Below are 25,388 nucleotides of genomic sequence, written 5' to 3' on the forward strand. Positions count from 1 at the left end.
CTGCGATGACCGCCGCCCTCCGCATCATCACGGGCCTCGCCCTCGGCGCGGGCCTCACCGCGGCGGGCTGGTTCGCGGCCCGCGCCGCGTCGCCCGCGGTCCGCTCGTGGCGTCCGGGGGCGGGCGACGTACGGGTCGCCGGACCGCTCGGGGTGCGGGTCTTCGGCGAGGGCGACACGGTCGTGCTTCTGCTGCCGGGCATCGCGGCCACGCAGGTCTTCTACGGCGATGTCTACGACCGGCTCGGCGCCCACGCCACGGTCGTCGTCGCCGACCCGCTCGGCTTCGGCGACTCGATGGTGCACGGCACCGCGGGCGAGTCCGTCTCGCTCGCGGCCCACCTCGCCGCGCTCGATGCGGCCCTCGACGAGCTCGGGCTCGGCGACCGCCCGACGATCGCGGTCGGGCACTCGATGGGCGCGAGCCTCGCCATCCAGTGGGCGGCGACGGCGTCGACCGTGCGCGCGGTCGTCGCGTTCGACGCTCCGCTGTACCGCACGCGGGCCGAGGCCGACGAGCGCGTCGCGGGCATGGGCTGGTTCGAGGCGCTCATGGCGAGCGGACCGGTCGCCGAGCGCACGTGCGCGTGGGTGTGCGAGAACCGCGACAGCGCCGCGCGCCTCGCCGTCGCCCTCAACCCCGACCTCCCGGCGCCGATCGCCCGCGCGGGCGTGCGCCACACCTGGGAGGCCTACACCCGCAGCTTCGACGCCCTCGTCGCCGGCCAGACCTGGGAGGGCGCGCTCACCCACCTCGACGAGCGCGGCATCCCCGTCCTGCTCGTCGACGGCGACCGCGACCCGGTCCCCGTCCCCGGACGCGCGGTCGAGCTCGCCGAGCGCTTCCCGAGCGTCTCGGCCCGCAGCCTGCCCGGTCGCCACGACCTGCCGCTCGCCGACCCCGCGGCGTGCGCGGGCGTCATCGAGGGGATGCTCCTCTCGACCGACCGCGCCGCCCGACTCTGACGGCTCGCGCGACGGCCGCGCCTCAGAGACCGTAGCTGCGCGTCGGGTCGGCGAGGAAGTGCCAGCCGATCCACCACCACGTGGCGACCACCGCGATCCGGATGGTCCGGTCGCCCATCGCGGCGGCGATCGTGTCGCCGAGCGGCTCGAGCCGGCCGACCCCGCGACGGGCGGCGACGTCGATCGCGACGGCCGCGACGATCACGGCGAGGTAGCCGGCGATCGTGATCGTCCGCGTGAGCTCGACGTCGATGACCACGTCGATCACGAGCGCGCTCCCGCTCGGGGGGTCGCTCGCCGCGCGGCCGCGCCGGCGACGAGCCAGACGCCGACGGCGAGCCAGGCCGCGGCGAGCAGCGCGCGGGTCGGGTCGAAGTCGACGGCGGGTTCGAGCAGCAGCGAGACCGTCGGGAAGCCGATCCAGCCGCGCGGCACGGCGACCGAGAGGATGTACGCCGCCGCCTCCCACAGGCACAGCGCGATGCCGATCGAGCCCCACGCGATGCGCGAGCGGCGGCGCGAGGCGGGCGAGCTCGGGCGGGAGCCCGGCGCGTGATCCCACACCAGCGCGACGGCCGCGAGCCCGAGGGCCGCGACGAGCGCGATGCTCATCGCGCCCGTCCGCGGGGCGAGCACGAGCGCGAGCCCGGCGGCGAGCGCGACGCCGACGACGACGGAGAGGCGGGGCGTGAAGGGCGACCTCCTCGGGGCGGGAGCGGGGTCGGCGGCGGGGCGGCGCATCCGCACCGACCGCTCGATGAGGAGGCCGGACGTGATGACAGCGAAGATCACGCCGTCGATCGGGGCGCCGCGCCAGAACTGGAACCCCGCCATGATCGCCAGCGCGACCACCCAGAGCACGGCGCTCGTCGGCCAGCGCTGGGCGGACGCGCGGGTCAGGGCGGCGGCTCGCGTCACGACGTCAGCCTACGGGCGAGAGCGGCGCGCGACGCGGCAGACGACGGCCAGCCGGTGCGGGCGAACGGGCGCTACGCTCGCGCCATGGACGGACGGATCGCGGGAATGTCGATCGGCGGCGTCGCCGACGAGGGCGACGGACGATGACGACCCCGAGCATCCGCCTCACGGAGACGGTCGGCCCGGCGGACGCGCTTCTCGTCGTGCTCGGTCCCTCGCTCGGAACGTCGACGATCCTGTGGGAGGCGGTGGCCCCGCTCCTCCAGGAGCGCTACCGGGTGTGCGCGTGGGATCTGCCCGGGCACGGCGCCGGCCCCGCCGCCGACGGGCCCGTCACGGTCGGCGCGATCGCCGACGGACTGGCCGCCGCTCTCCGCGCTCGGGGCGAGCACCGCATCCTGTCCGCCGGCGTCTCCCTCGGCGGGGCGACGGGCCTCGAGCTCGCGCTGCGACACCCCGACCTCGTGGTCGCAGCCGCGATCGTCGCCTCGGGCGCCCGGCTCGGCACGCCGGAGTCCTGGCACGAGCGCGCCGCGATCGTGCGCGAGCGGTCGACCACGGCGGTCATGGTGGCATCGGCGGAGCGCTGGTTCGCCCCCGGATCCAGGGAGCGCGAGCCCGACCTCACCGACCGCCTGCTACGGGTGCTGCAGGACGCCGACGACGAGAGCTACGCCCGCTGCTGCGAGGCGCTCGCCGACTACGACGTGCGGGCACGACTCGGCGAGATCGGGATGCCCGTGCTCGCGCTCTGGGGCGAGCACGACCTCGTCGCGCCCCAGGCGAGGGCCGCCGAGATCGCCCACGGCGTCGTCGACGGCCGGGCGGTCATGGTGCCCGGGGTCGCTCACCTGCCGCCCGCGGAGGATGCGCGCGCCACCGCCGCGGCCCTGCTCGACTTCGTCGACGCGGTCGCCCACCAGGCCTGAGCCCGGGGCTGGGGCGGGCTCAGCCCGCGCCCGTGCGAGCAGGTCGGGCCGAGCCCGAGCTGCGCGCCCGCACGTGCTGGCACGAGCGCACGATCAGACGGTCGCGACCACGTCAGCGACCCACGTCCGCGCGGCCGCGATGTCGCTGCCGTCGATGCCGTGGCCGCCTGCGCGGATGTGCCGCTCGACCTCCGCGCCGTGCTCGGCCGCGACCCGCGCGAGGTGCGCGGCGCTCGCCGCGGGGGCCATCGGGTCGGCCGCGCCGTTCGCGAGCAGCAGCCTCACCCCCGAGACGTCGCCGATCGGGTCGCGATCGCCGAACGGATACATGCCGCTGAACGCGATGACCCGGTCGATCGCCTCGGGGTGCAGCAGCGCGGTCGCGAGCGCGATGTTGGCGCCGTTCGAGAATCCGACGGCGATGAGCCGGGCATCCTGGATGCCGTAGTGCTCGCGGGCGAGCGCGATGAACGCGGCGAGCTCGCCGGCGCGCACGATCACGTCGTCGACGTCGAACACGCCCTCGGCGATGCGCCGGAACCAGCGGTTCATGCCGTGCTCACTCACGCGACCGCGCGGCGAGAGGATGCCCGCCCCATCGAGCAGGTGCGGCGCGATCTGCGCGATGTCGCGCTCGTCGCCGCCCGTCCCGTGCAGCGTGAGGAGAACGGGGGCGCCCTCCCGTCCGGGCTGGAACAGGTGCGGCCAGGCGTCGAGGGCGACACCCGCGGCCGCGCCGCCCGGCTCGGCCGCGCCGGTCACGCGGCGACCTCGGGGTTGTTCTCCTCCGGCAGGGTGACGGGGATCACGCGCGCCTCGATCGCCTCGCGCGAGGGCTCTAGCCACGGCGGCAGCTTGAGCGCGCGGCCGAGCTCGAGCAGCGGCTCGTCGATGTCGAATCCGGGGGTGTCGGTCGCGATCTCGAACAGCACGCCGCCCGGCTCGCGGAAGTAGATGCTCGTGAAGTACTGGCGGTCGAGGATCTCGGTGACGCGGTGGCCCTTGCTCGCGAGCTCGTCGCGCCACTGCTGCTGCGTCGCCTGGTCGGGCACGCGGAACGCGATGTGGTGCACGGTGCCGCCCGCGGTGAGGCCGGCGGGGGCGAGGGACGAGGCGTGGACGTCGACGAGGGCGCCGGGCATGCCGTCGCCCGCGGCGAGGCGGGTGCGGTTGCCCTCCTGCTCGACCACGCGCATCCCGAGGTCGTTCACCATGAGCGCGACGGTGCTCTCGGCGTCACGCACGGTGAGGACGCTCGAGTGCTGGCCGCGGATGGCGTGCTCGGCGGGGACGCTCGCGGAGTCCCACGGGTCACGCGGGTCGTGCTCGTGCGTCGCGACGAGCTCGATCTGCAGGCCGTCGGGGTCGTGGACGAGCAGGCGCTCCTCGCTCGAGGAGGTCGAGGTGATGCGCGCCTCGGCGCCGACGGAGGCGAAGTGGTCGACCCACCAGCCGAGCGAGCCGGCCGGCACCGAGAAGGCGGTCGAGGTCGACTGGCCCGCGCCGATGCGGCCGGGCTGGATGCCGCGCCACGGGAAGAACGTCATGAGCGTGCCGGGGCGCCCCGACTCGTCGCCGTAGTAGAGGTGGTACGTGCCGGGGTCGTCGAAGTTGACGGTCTTCTTCACGAGCCGCAGCCCGAGGCCGGTGATGTAGAAGTCGATGTTCTTCTGGGGGTCGCCCGCGATCGCGGTGACGTGGTGCAGGCCCTGGGTGGTCGCGGTCATGTCAGCTCCTGAGGTTGTCGCGCCGATGATATCGATGCAAACGCATAGACGCCAGGGATATTCCCGACCGCCGCCGAGCGGCCGCCCAGCCGGCGTGCCTATCGTGACGGTGTGATCGAGCCCGTCCGCGACCTCGTCGGCCGCCTCCTGCCCCGAATCGGTCGCTCGGGAGCCGAGCAGCCCGAGTGGTGCGCGACCATCGTCGTCCGCAGCCCGGTGACCAAGATCGACGCGCTCGCGATCGTCGCCCTCGCCGTCGACAGCCCCGTGCGCGAAGCGCGGACCATGCGGCCCTACGTCGAGCTCGCCGGCGGGGCCCGCGCCGAGATCGAGATCCCGAAGTTCGGCGAGCCGCCGCCCCTCGCGATCGACGTCTACTCGACGGTCAGCCACGAGCACGCCGCGCTCGAGGCCCTGCGCCTCATGGCCGCCCTCGAGACGTACACCGGCTGGAGCATCCGCCCCGACTTCGAGGTCTAGCCGACCCGCCCCCTGCTCCGCGAGCGAGTGAGCCCGAAAGTCGCCGTTGGGTTGAAAAGTTCAGGCTCAACTGCGACATCGCGGCTCACTCGGGCCGGAGGCGCTGGCCGCGCAGGCAGCACTACGGCAGCAGGCGCGTCGGCCCGCGGAACAGGTACGTCGTCTCGCGGATCGACCCGAGCCCGAGCATGAGCATGAGCACGCGCGCGAGGCCCATGCCGAACCCGCCGTGCGGGGGCACGCCGTAGCGGAAGAAGTCGAGGTAGAACTCGAGCTCCTCGGGCTCGAGCCCCTTCTCCTGCGCCTGCGCGATGAGGACCTCGACCCGGTGCTCGCGCTGGGCTCCGGTGGAGATCTCGGTGCCGTTGTACAGGAGGTCGTAGCTCTTCGTGAGCCCTGCATCCCCCTCATAGCGCATGTGGTAGAACGGCCGGATCCCGCTCGCGTAGTCGGTGACGAACACGAAGTCGTGGCCGAACGCCGCGCGCACGTGGGCCGACAGCTGGCGCTCGCCCTCCGGGTCGAGGTCGCCGTCGGTGCGGGGCACCTCGTAGCCGCGGGCCTTCACGAGCTCGAGGGCCTCCGCGAGAGGGATGCGCGGGAACGGCACGGCGGGCACCGTCACGGTGACACCGAACGCGGCCTCGATCTCGGCGCCGTGCTTCTCGACGACCGCGGTGAACCCCGCCACGAGCAGCTGCTCGTGCATCGCCATGACGTCCTCGTGCGAGTCGACCCAGCTGAACTCGGCGTCGATCGACGTGAACTCGGTCGCGTGGCGCGACGTGAACGAGGGGTCGGCGCGGAAGGCGGGCGCGATCTCAAACACGCGGCCGAAGCCCGCCGGCTGCGCCATCTGCTTGAAGAACTGCGGGCTCTGCGACAGGTAGGCCTTGCCCTCGAAGTACTCGAGCTCGAACAGCTCGGCGCGCGACTCCGACGCGCTCGCCATGAGCTTCGGGGTGTGGATCTCGACGAAGTCGTTCTCGACCCACCACGTGCGCAGCGCGTGCTCGAACGTCGTCTGCACGCGGAAGACGAGGTTCGCCTCGGGGCGGCGCAGGTCGAGGAAGCGCCAGTCGAGCCGCTTGTCGAGGCTCGAGTCGTCGGCGATGGGGGTCTCGGGCAGCGCCTCGCTCACGACCTCGAGGCTCGCGATCTTCACCTCGATACCTCCGAGCTTGACGCGCTCGTCGTGCTTGAGCTCGCCGGTGACGCGCACCATCGACCCGTGCGCGAGGCCCGAGATCGTCTCGGTGAGCGCGAGCGCCGACCGCGTTGCGTCATCAGCGTCGTCACCCAGCTCGCGCGTCGCAGGGTTGACCAGCTGAACGGCCCCCGACTCGTCGCGCAGGATGACGAACTGCACCTTCTTCTGATCGCGCACCGTATCGACCCACCCGGCCACGGTCACGGTTCCGTCGGGCAGGGGGGCGAGGTTCTTGATGAGGGTGCGAGTCACGAGAGAACAGCCTACCGGCGGGCGGGATGCCCGGGCTCGGGCCGCGACCGGGCGCGAATCCGGGCATCCGCCCGCTCGTAGACTGGGCTCATGCCCGCCGACATCGTCCATCTCGTGCGCCACGGCGAGGTGCACAACCCCAAGCGGGTGCTCTACGGGCGGCTCGAGGGGTTCGGGCTCAGCGAGCTCGGGCACCGCATGGCGTCCTCGGCGGTGCAGGCCCTCGCCGGGCATCCGGTCACCGCGCTCTACGCGAGCCCCCTGCAGCGCGCCCAGGAGAGCGCGCAGCCGTGGGCCGACGCGTTCGGGCTCCCGATCCGCACCGACGAGCGCATCATCGAGCCGACGAACCGGTTCGAGGGCAAGCGGATGAACCGGCGGACGCTGCTGCACCCGAAGCACTGGCACCTCATGCGCGACCCGTCGACGCCGAGCTGGGGCGAGCCGTTCGCCGACATAGCGGCGCGGATGCTCATCGCCATGCGCGACGCCCACGAGCGCACCGACTCCGGTGAGGTCGTCATGGTCAGCCACCAGCTGCCGATCTGGATGGCCCACCGCGCCGTCGCCGGCAAGAGGCTCGCGCACGACCCGCGCAAGCGCCGCTGCTCGCTCTCGAGCGTCACGAGCTTCGCCTGGCGCGACGGCGCCTTCACTGAGATCGGCTATCAGGATCCCGCGGCAGACTTGCTCGCGCAGTCCATCGATCTGGGAGCCGTGTGACCCGCCTCTCCGCAGCCCGCACGCCCGCACGCCGCGCGACCGCTCGCGCGCGTCTCGCCGCGACCCTCGCCGTCGCCGCGATCGCCCTCACGGGCTGCTCGAGCGACCCGCTCGCCGAGCAGTACCGCTCGGGTTCCGGGCAGGGCTACATCTCGGGCGACGGCGCCTACACGGTCATCGCCGCGGACGAGCGCTCGGCGCCCGTCGCCTGGGAGGGGGCTCCGCTCGATGAGGGCGGCGAGCTCTCGAGCGATGACCTCGCCGGCCAGGTGTACGTCGTCAACTTCTGGTACGCCGGCTGCCCGCCGTGCCGCGTCGAGGCGCCCGACCTCGAGGCGCTGCAGCAGGAGTTCGCCGACGAGCAGGGTGGAGCGGGCGTGCCCTTCATCGGCGTCAACACGCGCGATGCCGCGGCGCAGTCGCTCGCCTTCGCCGACGAGTTCGGCGTCACCTACCCCTCCGTGCTCGACGCGAAGACCGGCATCGTCCGGCTCGCCTTCGCGGGGCAGGTCGCGCCGACGGCCACGCCGACGACCCTCGTGGTGGATGCTCAGGGCCGGGTCGCCGCCCGCATCTCAGGGTTGGTCTCCGAGCCGTCGACGCTGCGGGCCATGATCGCCGACGCCCTCGCCGAGTCGAGCTGATCGGCGTGGTGAACCCGATCGGCGAGATCGTGCTGAGCGGCAACCTGCTGCTCGCACTGCCGATCGCGCTCGCGGCGGGCTTCCTCGCCTTCGCCTCGCCGTGCGTGCTGCCGCTCGTGCCCGGCTACCTCGCCTACGTCGGCGGCATCACGCGCCCCGCCGAGAACCGCCGCGAGCGCGGGCGCCTCCTGCTCGGCGTCCTGCTGTTCGTCCTCGGCTTCAGCGTCGTCTTCGTCGCCTTCTCGATCGTCTTCGCGACCGCCGGGTTCCTCCTGCAGCAGTACCTCGACGTCATCACGCGCGTCGCGGGCGTCGTCGTCGTAGTCATGGGGCTCGTCTTCATCGGGCAGGTGTCGTTCCTTCAGCGCACGATGAAGCCGCGCATCGCGGCCCGCACGGGCCTCGCGGGGGCGCCCGTGCTCGGCATCGTGTTCGGCCTCGGCTGGGCGCCGTGCATCGGCCCCACCCTCGTCGCCGTCAACGCGCTCATCCTCAACGAGGGCGACGTGGGGCGCGCGGCCCTCATCGGCCTCGTCTACTGCCTGGGCCTCGGAGTGCCGTTCCTGCTCATCGCGCTGGGCTTCCGCTGGGTCGCGGGTGCGACCGCGTGGCTGCGGAGGAACATCCGCGTCCTCAACATCATCGGGGGGCTCCTGCTCATCGTCATCGGCCTCGCCATGGTCACCGGCCTCTGGCAGCTCTTCGTCTCGAGCCTCGGGGCGGTGATCGGTGGAACCGTTACGCCCCTCTGACCACATCGACGCCGACGCGCTCGCCGCCGAGCAGCGCGAAGCCGCGATCGATGCCCGCGCGGCGGCCGACGGCGCCGACGGCGGCGACGCGCGCGGGGCATCCGCGCCCATCGCCCAGCCGTCGCTCGGCCCGGTCGGCTGGCTGCGCTTCGCGTGGCGGCAGCTGACGAGCATGCGCACGGCGCTCGTCCTGCTGCTGCTGCTCGCCGTCGCGGCGATCCCCGGGTCGCTCGTGCCGCAGCGCTCGGCCGACCCGAACGGCGTCTCCCAGTACCGCGTCGACAACCCCGAGCTCTTCGACGTGCTCGATGCCCTGCAGGTGTTCGACACCTACACCTCGGTGTGGTTCTCGGCCATCTACCTGCTGCTGTTCGTCTCGCTCATCGGCTGCATCATCCCGCGCACGCTGCACCACGCGCGCGCGCTGCGCTCGGCTCCGCCGAAGACGCCGGCCCGCCTGAACCGCCTGGTCGGGTACCGGGCGACGGATGCTCCCGGCGACGTCGAGACCGCGCTCGAGGCCGCGCGCGCCGAGCTGCGCCGCCGCCGGTACCGCGTCGAGCGCTACGGCGACTCGCTCTCGGCCGAGCGGGGATACCTGCGCGAGACCGGCAACCTCATCTTCCACATGGCTCTCGTCGGAGTGCTCGCGACCATCGGCTTCGCCGGCGGCTTCGGCTACAACGGCCAGAAGGTCATCGTGCAGGGCGAGACCTTCGTCAACCAGCTCGGCAGCTACGACTCGTTCAACCCCGGCCGCTTCTTCGACGACGCCCTGCTCGACCCCTACGGCGTGCGGCTCGACGACTTCGAGGCCGAGTACGGGCTCGACACGACGACCGGGCAGGTGCAGCCGCTCGACTTCACCGCGAGCATGACGGTCGTCGAGAACGGCCGCGAGGCGCAGCGCACGCTGAAGGTCAACGACCCGCTCACCGTCGGCGGCACGAACCTCTACCTCCTCGGCAACGGATTCGCCCCCGAGATCACCGTGCGCGACGGCGACGGCGACATCGTCTTCAGCGAGGCCGTCCCCTTCCTCCCGCAGGACGCGAACCTGACGAGCATCGGCGTCATCAAGGTGCCCGACGGCCTGGAGGAGCAGCTCGGCATGATCGGCTTCTTCTACCCCTCGGCGATCCAGCTCGAGTCGGGGGCGCTCTCGTCGGTGTACCCGGAGCCCGACCAGCCCGTCCTCACCTTCAACGCCTTCACCGGCGACCTCGGCTTGAACGACGGCGTGCCGCGGAACGCCTACGCGCTCGACACCGACGGACTCACCCAGATCGCGGGCCGCGATGCGCCGGCCGATCCGCTCGTGATCGGGCTCGGGCAGACGGCCGAGCTGCCCGATGGGCTCGGGTCCGTCGAGTTCAGCGGCCTGCAGCGCTTCGTGAGCGTCGATGTGCACCACGACCCGACGCAGACCGGCGTGCTCATCTCGGCGCTGCTCGTGCTCGGCGGGCTCGTCGTCAGCCTCTTCGTGCCGCGTCGACGGCTGTGGGTCGTGGCCACCGCGACCGACGACGGCGTGCGCCTGGAGTACGCCGGCCTCGCCCGCGGCGACGACCCCGGGCTCGAGGCGGCGGTCGCCGACCTCGCCGATGCGCATTCCCAGCGACTCGCGCCTACTCTGGAGACCTGATGGAGAACCTCGTCGCCTACTCGCTCGTCGCCGTCTACTCGGCCATGGGCGTCTATACCATCGCGTTCGTGCTGTTCACGATCGACCTCGCCACGCGTTCGGCGGCGTCGACGGATGCCGCACGGGTCGCGCCCGCTCAGGTCGCCCCCGCCTCCTCCCTCACCGCCGAGGCGGCCGCAGGGTCGGCCCGCGGCGGAACATCGACGATCGAGCGGACGACGACGGCCCGGGCATCCGGCACCCCCGTCGACGCGCCGATCGGCGCGACCCGCTTCCAGAAGGTCGCGGTCGCCCTCGCCGCGCTCGGCTGGCTGCTGCACCTCGCCGCCGTCCTCACCCGCGGCATCGCGGCCGAACGGGTGCCGTGGGCCAACATGTTCGAGTTCGGGCTCACGGCGACGGCGCTCGGGATGGGCACGTTCCTCGGCGCCCTGCTCTGGAAGGACATCCGCTACCTCGGCGCCTACATCACGGGCTTCTCTCTGCTCGCCCTCGGCATCGTGACGACGAACTTCTACGTCGACGTCGTGCCGACCCCGCCGCCGCTGCAGTCCGGCTGGCTCGTGATCCACGTGCTCGTCGCCACGCTCGCGACCGGCTTCTTCGCGATCGGCGCCGGGCTCTCGATCATGCAGCTGCTGCGATCGCGCGCCGCCGCGTCGAAGGCCGAGGGGCTGCGCTTCGTGCAGACCCTGCCCGGAGCATCCGCCCTCGAGTCGCTCGCCTACCGCGTGAACGTCGTCGGCTTCGTGTTCTGGACCTTCACGCTCATCGCCGGCGCCATCTGGGCCGAGCGCGCGTGGGGCCGCTACTGGGGCTGGGACACCAAGGAGGTCTGGACCTTCATCATCTGGACCCTCTTCGCCGGCTACATCCACGCCCGCGCGACGCGCGGCTGGCGCGGCGACCGCTCGGCGTGGCTCGCGATCATCGGCTTCAGCGCGGTGATCTTCAACTACACGGTCGTCAACCTCTTCTTCAAGGGCCTGCACTCGTACAGCGGGCTCTAGTCCGCGCGGCCGGCGGTGCCGGCCCGCTCGGCTCCGCCGCCACGGCGCCGGTCTCGCCGGGAACCGGCGCGCTCTGATCCGTGGTCGGCGCGCCCCGATCCGTGCTCGGCGCTCTCTGAGCTCTCGTTGGCACGGCCCGTGGTTGCAAGCGGTTCCAGTCGATGGTCGTCGCGTTCCAGCCCGGTTCCACAGGGCGTGAACCGGATTCAGGGCAGACTCCTGCCCCGTCATTCCGGGCATCCGGCCCCGCACTCGGGGGGTAGAGGTGCAAACGCTTGCACAATTCTCAGCCAGTTGCTAGCGTCGGCCCGACCACCCCTGGCACCTCGCTGTGCCGCAGAAACCGGAGTCGACGATGACCTCTCGCGCGCGCATCCGCACCGTGTCCGCCCAGCTGACGATCGGAGCGCTCGCCGTCACGGCGCTCGTCGCCGGTCCGCTCCCCGCGATGACAGCGGCCTCGGCCGAGGGCGACACGTACGCCCTCGTCGGCAGCCTGCAGTCAGAGCTCGGCTGCGCCGAGGACTGGGCCCCCGCGTGCGCGGAGACCGAGCTCGCCGCGACCGGGACGTCGGGCGTGTTCTCCGCCGAATTCACGATCCCGGCCGGATCGTGGGAGTACAAGGTCGCCGCGAACGACTCGTGGGACGCCGCGTGGGGGCGCGACGGAGGCGGCGACAACATCCCGCTCACGGTTGCCGGCGACGCGACCGTCCGGGTGACCTTCGACGAGGCGGCGCAGCGCGTCGGCCTGGAGCTGCTGAGCATGGCGGGCGCCTACTCCGCCGCCGACGACGCGATCATCGCCCCGCCCGTGCGCCAGGCCGGAAGCGATGAGAACTTCTACTTCGTCATGACCGACCGCTTCGCCAACGGCGACGTCGCCAACGACCTCGGCGGGCTCGAGGGCGACCGCATGGTCACGGGCTTCGACCCGACCGACAAGGGCTTCTACCACGGCGGCGACATCGCGGGCATCCGCGAGAACCTCGACTACATCGCCGGGCTCGGAACGAGCGCGATCTGGCTCACCCCGAGCTTCACGAACCAGCCGGTGCAGGGCGAGGGCGCGAACGCCTCCGCCGGGTACCACGGCTACTGGATCACCGACTTCACCCAGATCGACCCCCACCTCGGCACGAACGCCGAGCTCGAGGCCCTCATCGCCGAGGCGCACGCGCGCGGCATCAAGATCTACTTCGACATCATCACGAACCACACCGCCGATGTGATCGCGTACGAGGAGGGGCAGTACTCGTACATCGACCAGGCGACGAGCCCGTACCTCGCGGCCGACGGCACCGCCTTCGACCCGGGAGACTACGCGGGCACGGGCGACTTCCCCGCCCTCGACGCGGCGACGAGCTTCCCCTACACGCCCGTCATCGCACCGGGCACGGAGACCGTCAAGGTCCCGGCCTGGCTCAACGACCCCACGCTGTACCACAACCGCGGCGACTCGACGTGGACGGGCGAGTCGGTGACGTTCGGAGACTTCGTCGGGCTCGACGACCTCATGACCGAGCATCCGACCGTCGTGAACGGCTTCGTCGACGTCTACCAGCAGTGGATCGATCTCGGCATCGACGGCTTCCGCATCGACACCGCCAAGCACGTCAACTTCGAGTTCTGGGAGCAGTGGAGCACCGAGGTCCTCGACTACGCCAAGAACGTCGCGGGCAAGCCCGACTTCTTCATGTTCGGCGAGGTCTACGACGCCGACCCGGTGAAGCTCGCGCCGTACATCCGCGACACCGACATGAACTCGGTGCTCGACTTCACCTTCCAGCAGAAGGCCGTCTCGTTCGCGAGCGGCAACTCGGCGAAGGGCCTGCAGGAGCTCTTCGCGGGCGACGACCGCTACACGACCCCCGACTCGTCCTCGACGGCGCTGCCGACCTTCCTCGGCAACCACGACATGGGCCGCGTCGGCTACTTCCTCGCCTCGACCGGCCAGCCGCTCGAGCGCACCGTCCTCGCCCACGAGCTCATGTACCTCACGCGCGGCCAGCCCGTCGTCTACTACGGCGACGAGCAGGGCTTCGCGGGCACGGGCGGCGACAAGGACGCCCGCCAGACCCTCTTCGCGACGCAGGTGGCCGAGTACGCGAACCAGCCGCTCGTCACGGGCGAGACGGCCGGCAGCGTCGATCGATTCAGCACGGATGCTCCGCTCTACGGCGCGATCTCCGAGCTCGCCGCCCTCCGTGAGGCGCACCCCGCGCTCGACACGGGCGCCCAGATCGAGCGCTACGTCGCCGACGGCGCGGGCGTCTACGCCTTCAGCCGCGTCGATCGCGACGAGAGGATCGAGCACCTCGTGGCGGTCAACAACGCCGCCGAGCCGCGGACGGTCGAGATCCCGACCCTCACGGCCGGGGCTTCCTTCTCGGTGCTGCACGGCGACGGCGCGGCCGCGACGGCCGACGCGACCGGCCTCGTGTCGGTCACGGTGCCGGCGCTCTCCGCCGTCGTCTGGGTCGCCGACCGCCTGGTCACCGCTCCTGAGGCAGCGCAGGCCATCACCGTGTCGGCGCCCTCCGCCGGTGCCGCGGTCACCGACCTCGCGCCGGTCGCCGCCGACATCGACGACGCGACGTGGGCCGAGACGAGCTTCGCCTGGCGCATCGCGGGCGACGACGCCTGGACGCCTCTCGGCACGGCGGAGGACACCTCGCCGCGTCTCTTCCACGACACCCGCGGCCTCGCCACGGGCACGCTCGTCGAGTACCGGGCCGTCACGGTCGACGCCGCGGGCAACCGCTCGGCCGCCTCGACCTACGCCTCCGTCGGCGTCGCGATCGACGGCGCCGTCGACGACGGCGGCCCGGTCGAGCCCGGCTACGACTCGGTCGTCGTCCCCGGCAGCCACAACAGCGAGATGGGCTGCGCCGGCGACTGGCAGCCCGACTGCGGCGCCGCCGAGCTCACGCTGACCGCCTCGGGGATCTGGACGGGCACCTTCGACGTCCCGGCCGGCGACTACGAGTACAAGGTCGCGGTCAACGGCTCGTGGGCCGAGAACTACGGGGCGAACGGCGTGCGCGACGGCGGGAACATCACCTACTCGCACGCGGGCGGCCCGATCACGTTCTACTTCGACCCCGTGACGAAGATCATCTCCTCGAGCGCCGAGGGCCCCGTCGTCACGCTGCCCGGCAGCCTGCAGTCGGAGCTCGGCTGCCCGGGCGACTGGCAGCCCGACTGCCTCGCGACCCTGGCGCAGGACGGCGACAAGGACGGCGTCTACGAGTTCGCGACCTCGGCCCTGCCGAGCGGCAGCTACGAGGTGAAGGTCGCGCACGGCCTCTCGTGGGACGAGAACTACGGCGTCGACGGCGTCCGCAACGGCGCCAACTACTCCTTCAGCGCGAGCGAGGGCAAGGAGGTCCGCTTCCTCTACACGCTCGCCACGAACGTCCTCGAGATCGTCGTGACCGACCCGCCCCTCGCGGGCGTCGGCACGCAGCAGGCCATCTGGGCCGCGGGCGACGCGATCGCCTGGCCCGTCGCCCTGCTCGGCGGCACGCCCGCATCGAGCGCGACGTTCACCCTCGAGCACGCCGCCGACGGCGGCCTCGCGACTTCCGATGGCGCCGTCACCGGAGGCGGCGAGCCGATCGACCTCGCGGTCGACCCCGACGGGCTGCCCGCCGGCGTCCTGCAGGCCTTCCCGCACCTCGCCGACTACGTCGCGCTCACGCCGGTCGGTCTCGACCGCGCTGCGATCGCGGAGCTCGTGCGCGGCGAGCTGCTCGTCGCCCAGCGCGTCGACGGCGCGCTGACGGCGCTCACCGGGGTGCAGATCCCGGGGGTGCTCGACGACCTCTACGCCGACGGCCTCGCGGGCACCGACCTCGGCCCCGTCGTCGACGGCTCCTCGGCCGCCGTGTCGCTCTGGGCCCCCACCGCGCGCTCGGTCGTGCTCGAGCGCTGGGACGCCGGGATGACCGGCGACCCCGAGCTCATCGACGCCGGCTACGACGACGCGAGCGGGGCGTGGAGCGTCGACTCCGGGCTCGCCGCGGGCGACGAGTACCGCTGGCGGGTCGAGGTGTTCGCCCCGTCGACCGGCGAGGTCGAGTCGAACTCGGTGACCGACCCCTACTCGGTCGCGCTCACCGTCAACTCGGCCCGCTCGGTCGTGGTCGACCTCGACGCTCCGGAGCTGCGGCCGCAGCTGTGGGCCGACACCCCGCAGCCCACTGTCGACCGCAGCGTCGACCGCGCGATCTACGAGCTGCACGTGCGCGACTTCTCGATCGGCGACGAGAGCGTTCCGGCGGAGGAGCGCGGCACCTACCGCGCCTTCACGCGCGACTCGGCCGGCACGGCGCAGCTGCGCGAGCTCGCCGAGGCGGGCATCACGACCGTGCACCTGCTGCCGACCTTCGACATCGCCACGATCGAGGAGCGCCGCGCGCAGCAGGCCGAGCCCGAGTGCGACCTGGCCTCGTTCGGGCCGGCGTCGGCGGAGCAGCAGGCCTGCATCGCCGGGATCCGCGACCTCGACGGCTTCAACTGGGGCTACGACCCGTACCACTTCTCCACCCCGGAGGGCTCGTACGCCGTCGACGCCGACGGCGGCGCGCGCGTGGAGGAGTTCCGCGAGATGGTCGGCGCGCTCCACGCGACGGGGCTCGAGGTCGTGCTCGACCAGGTGTTCAACCACACCGCGCAGTCCGGTCAGGGCGAGAAGTCGGTGCTCGACCGCATCGTGCCCGGCTACTACCACCGCCTGAACGCCACGGGCGCGGTCGAGACCTCGACCTGCTGCCAGAACGTCGCGACCGAGCACGCCGCGGCCGAGAGGCTCATGGTCGACTCCGTCGTGCTGTGGGCGAAGGAGTACAAGGTCGACGGCTTCCGCTTCGACCTCATGGGCCACCACTCCAAGCAGAACATGCTGAACGTGCGGGCCGCGCTCGACGCCCTCACGCTCGAGGAGGACGGCGTCGACGGCTCCGAGGTGTTCCTCTACGGCGAGGGCTGGAACTTCGGCGAGGTCGCGAACAACGCGCGCTTCGAGCAGGCCACGCAGGGCCAGCTCGGCGGCACGGGCATCGCGACGTTCAACGATCGCCTGCGCGACGCCGTCCACGGCGGCAGCCCGGTCGACGGCTCCTCGACCTTCGTCCAGGGCTTCGGCACCGGCCTCGGCACCGACCCGAACGGCGACCCGATCAACGGCTCGGCCGAGCAGTCGATCGCCGAGCTGCTGAAGCAGACCGATCTCGTCAAGCTCGGCCTCGTCGGCAACCTGCGCGACTACGCGCTCGAGTCGGCGAGCGGCGCGGTCGTGCCCGGCGACGAGCTCGACTACCGCGGCTCGCCCGCGGGCTACGCCGACCAGCCCGACGAGGTCATCAATTACGTCGACGCGCACGACAACGAGACGCTCTACGACCTGAGCGTCATCAAGCTGCCGCGCGACACGACGATGGCCGATCGCATCCGCATGAACACGCTGTCGCTCGCGACGGTGACGCTCTCGCAGGCGCCCTCGTTCTGGCACGCCGGCACCGAGCTGCTGCGCTCGAAGTCGCTCGACCGCAACAGCTACAACTCGGGCGACTGGTTCAACCGCATCGACTGGACGGGGCAGGAGTCGACGTTCGGCTCCGGGCTGCCGAGCGAGGCGGACAACGGCGAGAAGTGGTCGATCATGGCTCCGCTGCTCGCCGACCCCGCGCTCAAGCCCGCGCCGGCCGACATGGCGGCGGCGGAGGCGGCGGCGCTCGACCTGCTGCGCGTGCGCAGCTCGGTCGACCTGCTGCAGCTGGGATCGGCCGAGCTCATCGGCCAGAAGGTCAGCTTCCCGAACAGCGGAGCCGACGCCACCCCCGGCCTCGTCGTCATGCTCATCGACGACCTGCTGGGCGAGGACGTCGACCCCGAGCTCGAGGGCGCGCTCGTCGTCTTCAACGCGACGCCCGAGGCGATCACCGAGCAGGTCGAGGGGCTCGCGGGTCGCGAGTTCGCCCTCGCCGATGCGCTCGCGAACGGCGCAGACCCGGTCGTCGCGCAGACGGCCTGGGATGCCGCGACGGGCTCGGTGAGCATCCCGGCGCGAACCGCCGCGGTGCTCGTCGATGCGCAGCAGCAGGCCCCCGGCAACAGCGGCGGCCAGGGCAACGGCAACGCGAACAACGGCAAGGGCAACAACGGCAACGGCAAGGGCCTCGGCAACGGCGGCGTCGGCCAGGGGAACGGCACCGGCAACGAGGGCAAGCCGCGCTTCACGGCGGTGAGCTCGTCGACCCTCGCGCCCGCGTCGACGGTCGCGCTCGCCGCGCGCGGCTTCCAGCCGGGCGAGCGCGTCCAGCTCTGGATGCACTCGACTCCGCAGCTGCTCGTCGCGACGATCGCCGACGCGAGCGGCGGGGTGTCCCTCGAGATCGCGGTGCCCGCGGATGCCGAGCTCGGGTCCCATGAGTTCCGGCTCGTCGGCCTCGACTCCGGCCTCGAGGCCACGGCCCCCGTGACGGTCGCGCCGGAGGAGCTCACGGTCACCGAGATCGCCCTCGGATCGGCGCTCGTGCTGGCCCTGCTCGTCGCGCTCGGCCTGCTGATCGCGTCGCGCCGCCGCGGGAGGAGCTAGCCCGGGGTCAGGCGGGGGGTGCGGCGAGCAGCGCGTAGCAGCGCTCGAGCCGCGCCCTCCACCACTGCGCGCGCTCGTCGGGGGCGGCGAGCCGGCGCAGGGCATCCTCGTCGACCGTCGCGCGACCCGTGCCGATGGCCCCCGTGACGGGCACGACGGGCGCGACCGCGACGTCGTCGGCCAGGAGCGCGCCCGTGCCGAGCCCGCAGTCGAACTCGAGCGCGGGCAGCCGGGCCGCGAGGGCCGCGCCCATCGCGAGCCCGACGCTCGTGTCGAGCGCGCTCGAGACCACCGCCGGAAGCCCCGCCGCCTCGACGATCGCGAGCGCGCGGTCGACGCCGCCGAGCGGTGCGGCCTTGATCACGAGCACGTCGGCCGCCCCCGCGCGCGCGACCGCGAGCGGATCGGCCGCCTTCCGCACGCTCTCGTCGGCCGCGACGAGCACGTCGATGCGGTGGATGCGCCGTCGCAGCTCCGCGAGCTCCTCGACCGAGGCGCACGGCTGCTCGACGTACTCGAGGTCGAACTGCTCGAGCTCGCGCACCGCGTGCTCCGCCTCGTCCAGGTTCCACGCGCCGTTCGCGTCGAGCCGGATCCGCCCCTCGGCGCCGATCAGCCGGCGCGTCTCGCGCACCCGCTCGACGTCGTCGGCGAGCGTCTGACCGCGCTCGGCGACCTTGATCTTCACGGTGCGGCAGCCGTCGTAGCGCGCGAGAACCGCTTCGATGCGGTCGGGCGCGACCGCCGGCAGCGTCGCATTGACGGGGATGCTCCGTCGAAGCACCGCCGCCCCCGAGTCGCGCCAGCCGAAGTCGAGGGCCGCGGCGAGCCACGTCGCGGCCTCGGCGTCTCCGTACTCGGCGAACGGGCTGAACTCGCTCCACCCGGCCGGGCCGCGCAGCAGCACGGCCTCGCGATGCTCGACGCCGCGGAACCGCGTCGTCAGCGGAACCGACACCACGGCCGAGCCGCTCAGCACCTCGTCGAGCTCGGGCAGGGCATCCGTCGCCGGCGTCGTCATGCGGCACAGTCTGTCACCGGTCGCGGGCACGCGCGCCGCGGCCCGCTCACGCCGCCCACCAGCCCCCGCGCGTAGGCTGGCGGAATGGCCGAGCCCGCAGCCCCGCACGTCTCCGAGCTGTTCGACCCCGAGCGCTGGCGCCCCGTCGACGGCTTCGACGCCCTCACCGACATCACGTACCACCTCGACACGAGCGGGCGCATCGCGCGCATCGCGTTCGACCGGCCCGAGGTGCGCAACGCGTTCCGCCCGCACACGGTCGACGAGCTCTACCGCGCGCTCGACGACGCCCGCCAGAACCCGCGCGTCGGCGTCGTGCTGCTGACCGGCAATGGGCCGAGCCCGAAGGATGCGGGGTGGGCGTTCTGCTCGGGTGGGGACCAGCGCATCCGCGGCCGCTTTGGTTATGAGTACGAACCGACGCCCGAGACGGGCGTCGGCGCTGGCGTCGCAGCGGAGGCCAGAAATGGCCTCCGCCCCAGCTCCAGCGCGCCGCGGCTGCACATCCTCGAGGTGCAGCGCCTCATCCGGTTCATGCCCAAGGTCGTCATCGCCGTCGTGCCCGGGTGGGCGGCGGGCGGCGGGCACTCGCTGCACGTCGTGTGCGACCTCACGATCGCGAGCCGCGAGCACGCGCGCTTCAAGCAGACCGACGCCGATGTCGGCAGCTTCGACGCCGGGTACGGCAGCGCCTACCTCGCCAAGCAGGTCGGGCAGAAGATCGCGCGCGAGATCTTCTTCCTCGCCCGCGAGTACGACGCCGACCGCGCTTACGCGATGGGCACCGTGAACGCCGTCGTGCCGCACGCCGAGCTCGAGGCCACGGCGCTCGACTGGGCCGAGACGATCCTCACCAAGAGCCCCACGGCGATCCGCATGCTCAAGTACGCGATGAACCTCACCGACGACGGGATGGTGGGGCAGCAGCTCTTCGCGGGCGAGGCCACGCGGCTCGCATACGGCACCGACGAGGCCGTCGAGGGCCGCGACAGCTTCCTCGAGAAGCGCGCGCCCGACTGGTCGCCGTTCCCCTGGCAGTACTAGGCCCCTGGCAGCACGGGGCCCCTGGCAGTACTGACAGCCCTGCGCGCTAGCGTGAACGGGTGACCCGTCCGCTCGCCGTCATCGACACCTCCGACCCTGTCGCGTGCCTCGCGCACCTGCGCGACGCGCTGAGCGGCGATGGGCCCGCGGTCCTCTTCCGCGGCGGCGGAGTGAACCCCGTCCAGACCGCCCCCCTCGAGGTCGAGAAGCGCATCGCCCTCGTCGTGGAGACGAGCGGGTCGACCGGCACCCCCAAGCGCGTCGCCCTGAGCGCCGACGCCGTGCTCGCGAGCGCCGCCGCCTCCAACGGCGCGCTCGGCGAGCCCGGCCAGTGGCTGCTCGCGCTGCCCGTGCACTACATCGCCGGCATCAACGTGCTCGCGCGCTCGCTCGCGGCGGGCATCCCCCCTGTTCCGGTCGCGCCCGGCCGTATGGACGCCGCGACCGTCCTCGCCGCGATCGCGCGCATGACCGAGAAGGTGCGGTACACCGCGCTCGTCCCGGCCCAGCTCGGGCGCCTGCTCGACGAGGCCGACGCGAACGACGAGCTGCGCGAGGCGATCGCCGGGTTCTCGCGCATCCTCGTCGGCGGCCAGTCGACGCCCGCCGCGCTCGTCGACCGCGCCCGCGCGCACGGCTGGCGCGTCACCCGCACGTACGGCTCGAGCGAGACGTGCGGCGGCGTCGTGTACGACGGCCGCCCGATCGGGCAGGCGATGGTGCGCATCGTCGACGGTCGCATCGAGCTCGGCGGCCCGACGATCGTGGAGTACTACCTCGGCGACCCCGAGCGCACCGCCCGCGCCTTCGTCGAGCACGACGAGCACCGCTGGTACCGCACGGACGACGCCGGCGAGCTCGTCGACGGCGTGCTGCGCGTGACCGGTCGGCTCGACGACACGATCGTGACGGGCGGGCTCAAGGTGCGCCTCGGCGACGTCGAGCGCGTCGTGCGCGAGCAGCCCGGGCTCTCCGACGCCGTCGTCGTCGCCGGCCACCACGCCGAGTGGGGCGAGGTGCCGGTCGTCGTGACGACCGCGCGCCCCGACCTCGCGACGCTGCGACGCGCGGTCGGCGCGGTGCTCCCGCCCGAGGCGCGCCCCGACCGCGTCATGACGGTGGATGCTCTTCCGATCCTCCCCTCCGGCAAGCCCGACCGCCTTGCCATCGCGGAGCGCGCCCGCCCCTAGGATCATGCTCGTGGCGACGAAGCGACCTGCGAGCAGGGCACCCCAGAAGACCTCAGGCTCCTCCTCGGCGACGAAGCGCTCGGGCAACCCGGCGGCGGCCTCGCGCGCGACCGCGCGCGACTGGATCGCCGGCGCCCGCCTGCGCACCCTGAGCCTCGCGATCGCGCCCGTCGCTCTCGGAACGGCCGTCGCGCACGTCAACGCCGGCGCGGACATCCTCATCGCGGTGCTCTGCCTCGCGACCGCGGTGCTCCTGCAGATCGGCGTCAACTACGCCAACGACTACTCCGACGGCGTGCGCGGCACCGACGCCCAGCGGGTCGGGCCTCGCCGCCTCACCGGATCGGGCGCCGCCCCCGCGCGCACCGTGCTCACGGTCGCGCTCGTCCTCCTCGGGCTCGGCGCGCTCGCCGGCCTCGCGGTCGTCGTGCTGAGCGGGCAGTACTGGCTGCTGCTGATCGGAGCCGTCGCGCTCGCCGCCGCCTGGTTCTACACCGGCGGCCGCCGTCCGTACGGCTACTCGGGGCTCGGCGAGCTCGTCGCGTTCGTCTTCTTCGGCCTCGTCGCGACGGTCGGCACGACGTACGTCCAGATCGTCGACGCCCCGCTCGACGCCTGGCTCGCGGGCGTCATCGCAGGTCTCTTCGCGGCGGCCGTCATGCTCGTCAACAACATCCGCGATCGCGGTCAGGATGCCCTGGCCGGCAAGCGCACGCTGGCCGTGCGGCTGGGCGATCGGGCGGCCCGCATCCTCTTCTCGGTGCTGATCGTCGGCGCCTACGGCGTGCTCGGCTGGTTCGCGGCGCTCTACGTGTGGGCGCCGTACGTGTACTTCACTCTGCTGATCAGTGCGCCCGTCATCCTCATCGTGGTGCTCGCGCGCACGGCGGCCGAGCTCGTGCTCGCGCTCAAGCTCACCTCGCTCGCGGCGCTCGCGACCGGGCTCGGGCTCGCTGCCGCGATCGCCTTCTAGTCGTACTCGGTCAGCTCGCGGCGTCCTCGGCCGCGGCGTCCGGGTCGACGGCGGGCTTCGCCCGGCGCTCGGCGAGGTCGGCGGCCACCGCGTCGCGGAGCCGGCCGAAGAAGATGTACGAGACCGTGAGGGCGACGACGGCCGCGATGACGGCGGCGATCACGATGACGGCGAACCCGACGACGCCGATCGACTCCAGCGGGGCCGGCAGCACCAGGAAGAGCAGGGCGAACGCCGCTCCGAAGATGCCGAGACGCACGAGGCTGTACTGGATCCAGGGGTTCACGCCCCCAGTCTAGGAGCGGCCGTCCGAGCACCCGGTCCGCTCCCCGACCGCACCCGGCGCGGGCCCAGGGGTCCGGCGTACACTCGCCCCATGGCCAGGTTCCTCGTCGTGCTCGCCGTGGTCGCGGTCGCGTTCACGATCTACACGCTCGTCGACGTCCTGCTCACCGACCGCTCCCGCGTGCGCGGCCTGCAGAAGCCCGTCTGGGCCATCCTCGTCGTTCTCCTGCCGGTCATCGGCGGCATCCTCTGGCTCGTCATCGGCAAGGCCCGCCGCACGTCCGGCGGCACGCGCATCATCGCCCCCGACGACGACCCCGACTTCCTCGGCTCCATCAACCGGGAGGACGTCGCGCGCCGCGCGGAGCAGGACGAGCGCCTCCGCCGTCTCGAGCAGGAACTCGCCGACCTCGACGATGACACCCGCGACGACTCCGCCCGCTGAGTCGCCGGCGCAGCGCGCAGCGACCGCCCTCGTCGTCGGGCTGATCCGCCACGGCGTGCGCGACGTCGTCCTGAGCCCCGGCTCCCGCTCGCAGGCCCTCGCGCTCGCCGTCGCGGCCGCCGCCCGCGCCGGCGCGATCGAGCTGCACGTCCGCGTGGACGAGCGGGTCGCGGGGTTCACCGCCCTCGGCCTCGCCGCCGAGTCGGGCCTGCCCGTGCCCGTCATCTGCACCTCGGGAACCGCCGTCGCGAACCTGCACCCGGCCGTCCTCGAGGCCCACCACTCGGGAGTCGGCATCATCGTGCTCTCGGCCGACCGGCCCGCCGAGCTGCGGGGAATCGGCAGCAATCAGACGACCGTGCAGCCGGGCATCTTCGGCGACCTCGTGCGCGCCGACTGGGACGTCGCGGCTCCCGTCGGCGCGGCCCACGAGGTCGACGACGCGGGCGACCTGGCCGAGCTCGCCGTCCGCGCCGCGGCGGAGGGCCCGGTGCACGTGAACCTCGCCTACCGCGAGCCGCTCAGCGGAGCCGTGGAGCTTCCCGCCGACCTCGGTGCGGGCGAGCATCCCGCCGCCGGTGACGACGAGCGCGGCACGACCGCGCCGGGCGATCGCCGCGACCGCATCGTGCTCGACCTGGAGCCCGACGACGCGACCGTCGTCATCGCGGGCACCGGGGCCGGGCCGCTCGCGACGGAGCTCGCCGAGAAGCTCGGCGCCCCGCTCATCGCCGAGGTCGCGAGCGAGTCGCGCTTCGGTCGGCACGTCGTCGCGGCCTACCGCGACGTGCTGCGCGGGCCCCACGGCGACGCGGTCGCGCGCGCGATCGTCGTCGGCCATCCGACGCTGAGCCGCGAGGTGCCGGCGCTGCTGCAGCGCGCGGACGTCGAGGCGATCGTCATCCGCACGCCCGGGGTCGAGGCGTACGACCCGGGTCGCCGCGCGCGCATCGTCGACGGCGTCCGCGTGCACGGCATCCCCGACCCGGCGGTCGTGCGGCGCTGGGTGGGCGGCTGGGTCGCGATGTCGCGCGCCGTGCTCGAGTCGGAGGCGCCCGACGACCCCGCGCCCGATCTCGGTGCGGCCGTCTCGGAGGAGCCGAGCGTGCGCGCCGCCTTCGCCCGCGCCGAGATGGCGATCCTGCGCGCCCCCGTCGACCGGCGGATGCTCGCCCGCGCGCTCTGGGCATCCACCTGGCCGCACGATCGCCTCGTGCTGGGGGCCTCGCGCCTCATCCGGGAGGCCGACCGCATCGTTCCCGGCAAGAGGATCCCCGTCCACGCCAACCGCGGTCTCGCCGGCATCGACGGCACGATCTCGACGGCCGCCGGCATCGCGCTCGCCGCCCGTCGAGCCGAGCGCCACGGCGTCGTCCGCGTGCTGCTCGGCGACCTCGCCGCGGTCCACGACGCCGGGGCGCTCCTGGCTCCGCTGCCGGAGGACGTCTCGCTGCACGTGTTCGTCGGCGACGACGGCGGCGGGACGATCTTCGACTCGCTCGAGGTCGCCGCGACCGCCGATGCCGACGACTTCACCCGCGTCATGCGCACACCCGTCGCGGTCGACTTCGCGGCGCTCGCCGCGGCCGGCGGGTGGGAGCACCGTCGCGTCACGACGCGCGCCGAGCTCGACGACGCCCTCACCGCGCGCGAGCGCCTGCTGCTCGTGCACGTGCCCCTCGAGCCGTAGGCCCGTGAGCGCACTCGACGCGCAGGCCGCGCGCCGCGTAGCGTCGCCCCATGGACCAGCTGCTGCGAGCCGGCGCCGACGTGCGCCTCGCCGACATCGACACCCGCGCCACCCCCGGCTTCGACGGCGACAAGAAGGACGGGCAGGCGGCCCTCGCGGCCGGCGCCGACGAGCTCAGCGCCCTGCAGGAGAAGCTCTTCGCCGCGAGTCGCGCGGGCGACGAGCGGCGCATCCTCCTCGTCCTCCAGGCCATGGACACCGCCGGCAAGGGTGGAATCCTCCGCCACGTCGTCGGCGCCGTCGACCCGCAGGGCGTCGCCCTCGCCGCCTTCAAGAAGCCCACGCCGGAGGAGCTCGCCGAGCACTTCCTCGCCCGCATCGCGCGCCGCCTCCCCGGCCCCGGCATGATCGGCGTCTTCGACCGCTCGCACTACGAGGACGTCCTCATCGCGCGCGTCCGCGAGCTCGCCCCGGCCGACGAGATCGAGCGCCGCTACGGCGAGATCCGCGACTTCGAGCGGCGACTCGTCGACGACGGCACGCGCGTCATCAAGGTCATGCTCCACATCTCGCCCGATGAGCAGAAGGAGCGCCTGCAGGAGCGCCTCGATCGCGCCGATAAGCACTGGAAGTACAACCCCGGCGACGTCGACGAGCGGATGCTCTGGCCGCAGTACATGGAGGCCTACGAGCGCGCCATCGCCGAGACCGACGCCGATCACGCCCCGTGGTTCGTCGTGCCCGCCGACCGCAAGTGGTTCGCCCGCCTCGCCGTGCAGCACCTCCTGCTGCGCGAGCTGCGCGAGCTCGACCCGCAGTGGCCGGCCGCCGACTTCGACGTCGAGCTCGAGAAGCGGCGGCTCGCGGCGAGCTAGGACCGCGCG

At 73.0% G+C, this 25,388-nt stretch carries 22 protein-coding genes; 15 read left to right on the plus strand and 7 right to left on the minus strand.

From position 1 onward, the window contains the following. Positions 1-5: 5 nt before the first annotated feature. Entirely contained in the window at positions 6-965 is a 960-nt protein-coding gene (locus ASG83_RS05945) for an alpha/beta fold hydrolase (RefSeq protein WP_055858068.1), read from the plus strand. Positions 966-987: 22 nt separating this feature from the next. Here the strand turns inward: ASG83_RS05945 and ASG83_RS05950 are convergent, their stop codons facing one another. Together ASG83_RS05950 and ASG83_RS05955 are read right to left on the minus strand one after the other, a co-directional pair. Continuing rightward, positions 988-1,233 carry a DUF6186 family protein gene (locus ASG83_RS05950; RefSeq protein ID WP_055858070.1) on the minus strand — a complete coding sequence of 82 codons (246 nt, stop codon included), beginning with the start codon at positions 1,231-1,233 and terminating at the stop codon, positions 988-990. Then, positions 1,230-1,883, minus strand: coding sequence for a hypothetical protein (locus ASG83_RS05955; protein ID WP_055858073.1), 654 nt, complete (start codon positions 1,881-1,883; stop codon positions 1,230-1,232). Before ASG83_RS05955 ends, ASG83_RS05950 begins: the two co-directional genes overlap by 4 nt. Positions 1,884-2,026: 143 nt before the next feature. On the opposite strand from ASG83_RS05955, the gene ASG83_RS05960 reads away from it, so the two are divergent. Further along, positions 2,027-2,812, plus strand: a complete 786-nt coding sequence (locus tag ASG83_RS05960) for an alpha/beta fold hydrolase (protein ID WP_055858076.1) — start codon at positions 2,027-2,029, stop codon at positions 2,810-2,812. A 93-nt stretch (positions 2,813-2,905) separates the two neighbouring features. Here ASG83_RS05960 and ASG83_RS05965 read toward each other — a convergent pair whose 3' ends face one another. Next, positions 2,906-3,574, minus strand: coding sequence for an alpha/beta hydrolase (locus ASG83_RS05965; protein WP_200959264.1), 669 nt, complete (start codon positions 3,572-3,574; stop codon positions 2,906-2,908). Beyond that, positions 3,571-4,539 (minus strand): ring-cleaving dioxygenase, encoded by a 969-nt coding sequence (locus ASG83_RS05970; RefSeq protein WP_055858079.1) that lies wholly within the window; start codon positions 4,537-4,539, stop codon positions 3,571-3,573. The genes ASG83_RS05965 and ASG83_RS05970 overlap by 4 nt, the downstream gene beginning before the upstream one ends. A 111-nt stretch (positions 4,540-4,650) precedes the next feature. Here ASG83_RS05970 and ASG83_RS05975 point away from each other — a divergent pair, with 111 nt between their 5' ends. Then, positions 4,651-5,019, plus strand: coding sequence for a hypothetical protein (locus tag ASG83_RS05975; RefSeq protein WP_235451357.1), 369 nt, complete (start codon positions 4,651-4,653; stop codon positions 5,017-5,019). A gap of 121 nt (positions 5,020-5,140) precedes the next feature. Here ASG83_RS05975 and aspS read toward each other — a convergent pair whose 3' ends face one another. Next, positions 5,141-6,481 carry an aspartate--tRNA(Asn) ligase gene (gene aspS / locus ASG83_RS05980; protein ID WP_055858082.1) on the minus strand — a complete coding sequence of 447 codons (1,341 nt, stop codon included), beginning with the start codon at positions 6,479-6,481 and terminating at the stop codon, positions 5,141-5,143. A gap of 90 nt (positions 6,482-6,571) precedes the next feature. On the opposite strand from aspS, the gene ASG83_RS05985 reads away from it, so the two are divergent. From ASG83_RS05985 to pulA, 6 genes are all read left to right on the plus strand, one after another. After that, complete coding sequence (locus tag ASG83_RS05985) at positions 6,572-7,204, plus strand: histidine phosphatase family protein (RefSeq protein ID WP_055858083.1); 633 nt, start codon at positions 6,572-6,574, stop codon at positions 7,202-7,204. Next, a complete protein-coding gene (locus ASG83_RS05990; protein WP_055858086.1) occupies positions 7,201-7,848 on the plus strand; it encodes a TlpA disulfide reductase family protein in 648 nt (215 codons plus the stop codon). The genes ASG83_RS05985 and ASG83_RS05990 overlap by 4 nt, the downstream gene beginning before the upstream one ends. A gap of 8 nt (positions 7,849-7,856) precedes the next feature. Beyond that, positions 7,857-8,600, plus strand: coding sequence for a cytochrome c biogenesis CcdA family protein (locus tag ASG83_RS05995; RefSeq protein ID WP_156376769.1), 744 nt, complete (start codon positions 7,857-7,859; stop codon positions 8,598-8,600). Further along, positions 8,578-10,245 (plus strand): cytochrome c biogenesis protein ResB, encoded by a 1,668-nt coding sequence (locus ASG83_RS06000; RefSeq protein WP_235460044.1) that lies wholly within the window; start codon positions 8,578-8,580, stop codon positions 10,243-10,245. Before ASG83_RS05995 ends, ASG83_RS06000 begins: the two co-directional genes overlap by 23 nt. Next, positions 10,245-11,255: a c-type cytochrome biogenesis protein CcsB gene (ccsB, locus tag ASG83_RS06005; protein WP_055858089.1), complete on the plus strand. Its 1,011-nt coding sequence runs from the start codon at positions 10,245-10,247 to the stop codon at positions 11,253-11,255. The genes ASG83_RS06000 and ccsB overlap by 1 nt, the downstream gene beginning before the upstream one ends. Before the next feature lie 355 nt (positions 11,256-11,610). Then, on the plus strand, positions 11,611-17,856 hold the full coding sequence (gene pulA, locus ASG83_RS06010; protein ID WP_082599106.1) for a pullulanase-type alpha-1,6-glucosidase: 6,246 nt from the start codon (positions 11,611-11,613) through the stop codon (positions 17,854-17,856). A gap of 7 nt (positions 17,857-17,863) precedes the next feature. Here pulA and ASG83_RS06015 read toward each other — a convergent pair whose 3' ends face one another. Next, the gene (locus tag ASG83_RS06015; RefSeq protein WP_055858092.1) at positions 17,864-18,877 is read right to left on the minus strand and encodes an o-succinylbenzoate synthase; all 1,014 of its coding nucleotides are present in this window, start codon (positions 18,875-18,877) and stop codon (positions 17,864-17,866) included. A gap of 84 nt (positions 18,878-18,961) precedes the next feature. On the opposite strand from ASG83_RS06015, the gene ASG83_RS06020 reads away from it, so the two are divergent. From ASG83_RS06020 to ASG83_RS06030, 3 genes are read left to right on the plus strand one after another with little or no spacing between them, the layout of a single operon-like run. Further along, on the plus strand, positions 18,962-19,921 hold the full coding sequence (locus tag ASG83_RS06020; RefSeq protein WP_055858095.1) for a 1,4-dihydroxy-2-naphthoyl-CoA synthase: 960 nt from the start codon (positions 18,962-18,964) through the stop codon (positions 19,919-19,921). 59 nt (positions 19,922-19,980) lie between these two features. Beyond that, positions 19,981-21,111, plus strand: coding sequence for an AMP-binding protein (locus ASG83_RS06025; protein WP_055858097.1), 1,131 nt, complete (start codon positions 19,981-19,983; stop codon positions 21,109-21,111). A 4-nt stretch (positions 21,112-21,115) separates the two neighbouring features. Then, positions 21,116-22,084, plus strand: coding sequence for a 1,4-dihydroxy-2-naphthoate polyprenyltransferase (locus tag ASG83_RS06030; RefSeq protein WP_055858100.1), 969 nt, complete (start codon positions 21,116-21,118; stop codon positions 22,082-22,084). Positions 22,085-22,094: 10 nt separating this feature from the next. Here the strand turns inward: ASG83_RS06030 and ASG83_RS06035 are convergent, their stop codons facing one another. Continuing rightward, a complete protein-coding gene (locus tag ASG83_RS06035; protein ID WP_055858103.1) occupies positions 22,095-22,370 on the minus strand; it encodes a DUF4229 domain-containing protein in 276 nt (91 codons plus the stop codon). Positions 22,371-22,460: 90 nt separating this feature from the next. Between ASG83_RS06035 and ASG83_RS06040 the strand changes: the two genes are divergently transcribed. From ASG83_RS06040 to ASG83_RS06050, 3 genes are read left to right on the plus strand one after another with little or no spacing between them, the layout of a single operon-like run. Beyond that, the gene (locus ASG83_RS06040) at positions 22,461-22,814 is read left to right on the plus strand and encodes a PLD nuclease N-terminal domain-containing protein (protein WP_055858106.1); all 354 of its coding nucleotides are present in this window, start codon (positions 22,461-22,463) and stop codon (positions 22,812-22,814) included. Further along, a complete protein-coding gene (menD, locus tag ASG83_RS06045) occupies positions 22,786-24,504 on the plus strand; it encodes a 2-succinyl-5-enolpyruvyl-6-hydroxy-3-cyclohexene-1-carboxylic-acid synthase (RefSeq protein WP_055858109.1) in 1,719 nt (572 codons plus the stop codon). The genes ASG83_RS06040 and menD overlap by 29 nt, the downstream gene beginning before the upstream one ends. A gap of 50 nt (positions 24,505-24,554) precedes the next feature. Next, positions 24,555-25,379 carry a PPK2 family polyphosphate kinase gene (locus tag ASG83_RS06050; protein ID WP_055858112.1) on the plus strand — a complete coding sequence of 275 codons (825 nt, stop codon included), beginning with the start codon at positions 24,555-24,557 and terminating at the stop codon, positions 25,377-25,379. The last annotated feature ends 9 nt before the right edge of the window (positions 25,380-25,388 follow it).

This window comes from Yonghaparkia sp. Soil809, from assembly GCF_001429705.1.
Lineage (GTDB): Bacteria > Actinomycetota > Actinomycetes > Actinomycetales > Microbacteriaceae > Microcella.

Excerpts from the sequence above, each read along its gene's own strand:
- pulA (WP_082599106.1), top strand. The coding sequence starts at position 11,611 with ATGACCTCTCGCGCGCGCATCCGCACCGTGTCCGCCCAGCTGACGATC.
- ASG83_RS05970 (WP_055858079.1), bottom strand. The coding sequence starts at position 4,539 with ATGACCGCGACCACCCAGGGCCTGCACCACGTCACCGCGATCGCGGGC.
- ccsB (WP_055858089.1), top strand. The coding sequence starts at position 10,245 with ATGGAGAACCTCGTCGCCTACTCGCTCGTCGCCGTCTACTCGGCCATG.
- ASG83_RS06020 (WP_055858095.1), top strand. The coding sequence starts at position 18,962 with ATGGCCGAGCCCGCAGCCCCGCACGTCTCCGAGCTGTTCGACCCCGAG.
- ASG83_RS05960 (WP_055858076.1), top strand. The coding sequence starts at position 2,027 with ATGACGACCCCGAGCATCCGCCTCACGGAGACGGTCGGCCCGGCGGAC.
- ASG83_RS06015 (WP_055858092.1), bottom strand. The coding sequence starts at position 18,877 with ATGACGACGCCGGCGACGGATGCCCTGCCCGAGCTCGACGAGGTGCTG.
- ASG83_RS06040 (WP_055858106.1), top strand. The coding sequence starts at position 22,461 with ATGGCCAGGTTCCTCGTCGTGCTCGCCGTGGTCGCGGTCGCGTTCACG.
- menD (WP_055858109.1), top strand. The coding sequence starts at position 22,786 with ATGACACCCGCGACGACTCCGCCCGCTGAGTCGCCGGCGCAGCGCGCA.
- ASG83_RS05985 (WP_055858083.1), top strand. The coding sequence starts at position 6,572 with ATGCCCGCCGACATCGTCCATCTCGTGCGCCACGGCGAGGTGCACAAC.
- ASG83_RS06030 (WP_055858100.1), top strand. The coding sequence starts at position 21,116 with ATGCTCGTGGCGACGAAGCGACCTGCGAGCAGGGCACCCCAGAAGACC.
- ASG83_RS05945 (WP_055858068.1), top strand. The coding sequence starts at position 6 with ATGACCGCCGCCCTCCGCATCATCACGGGCCTCGCCCTCGGCGCGGGC.
- ASG83_RS06050 (WP_055858112.1), top strand. The coding sequence starts at position 24,555 with ATGGACCAGCTGCTGCGAGCCGGCGCCGACGTGCGCCTCGCCGACATC.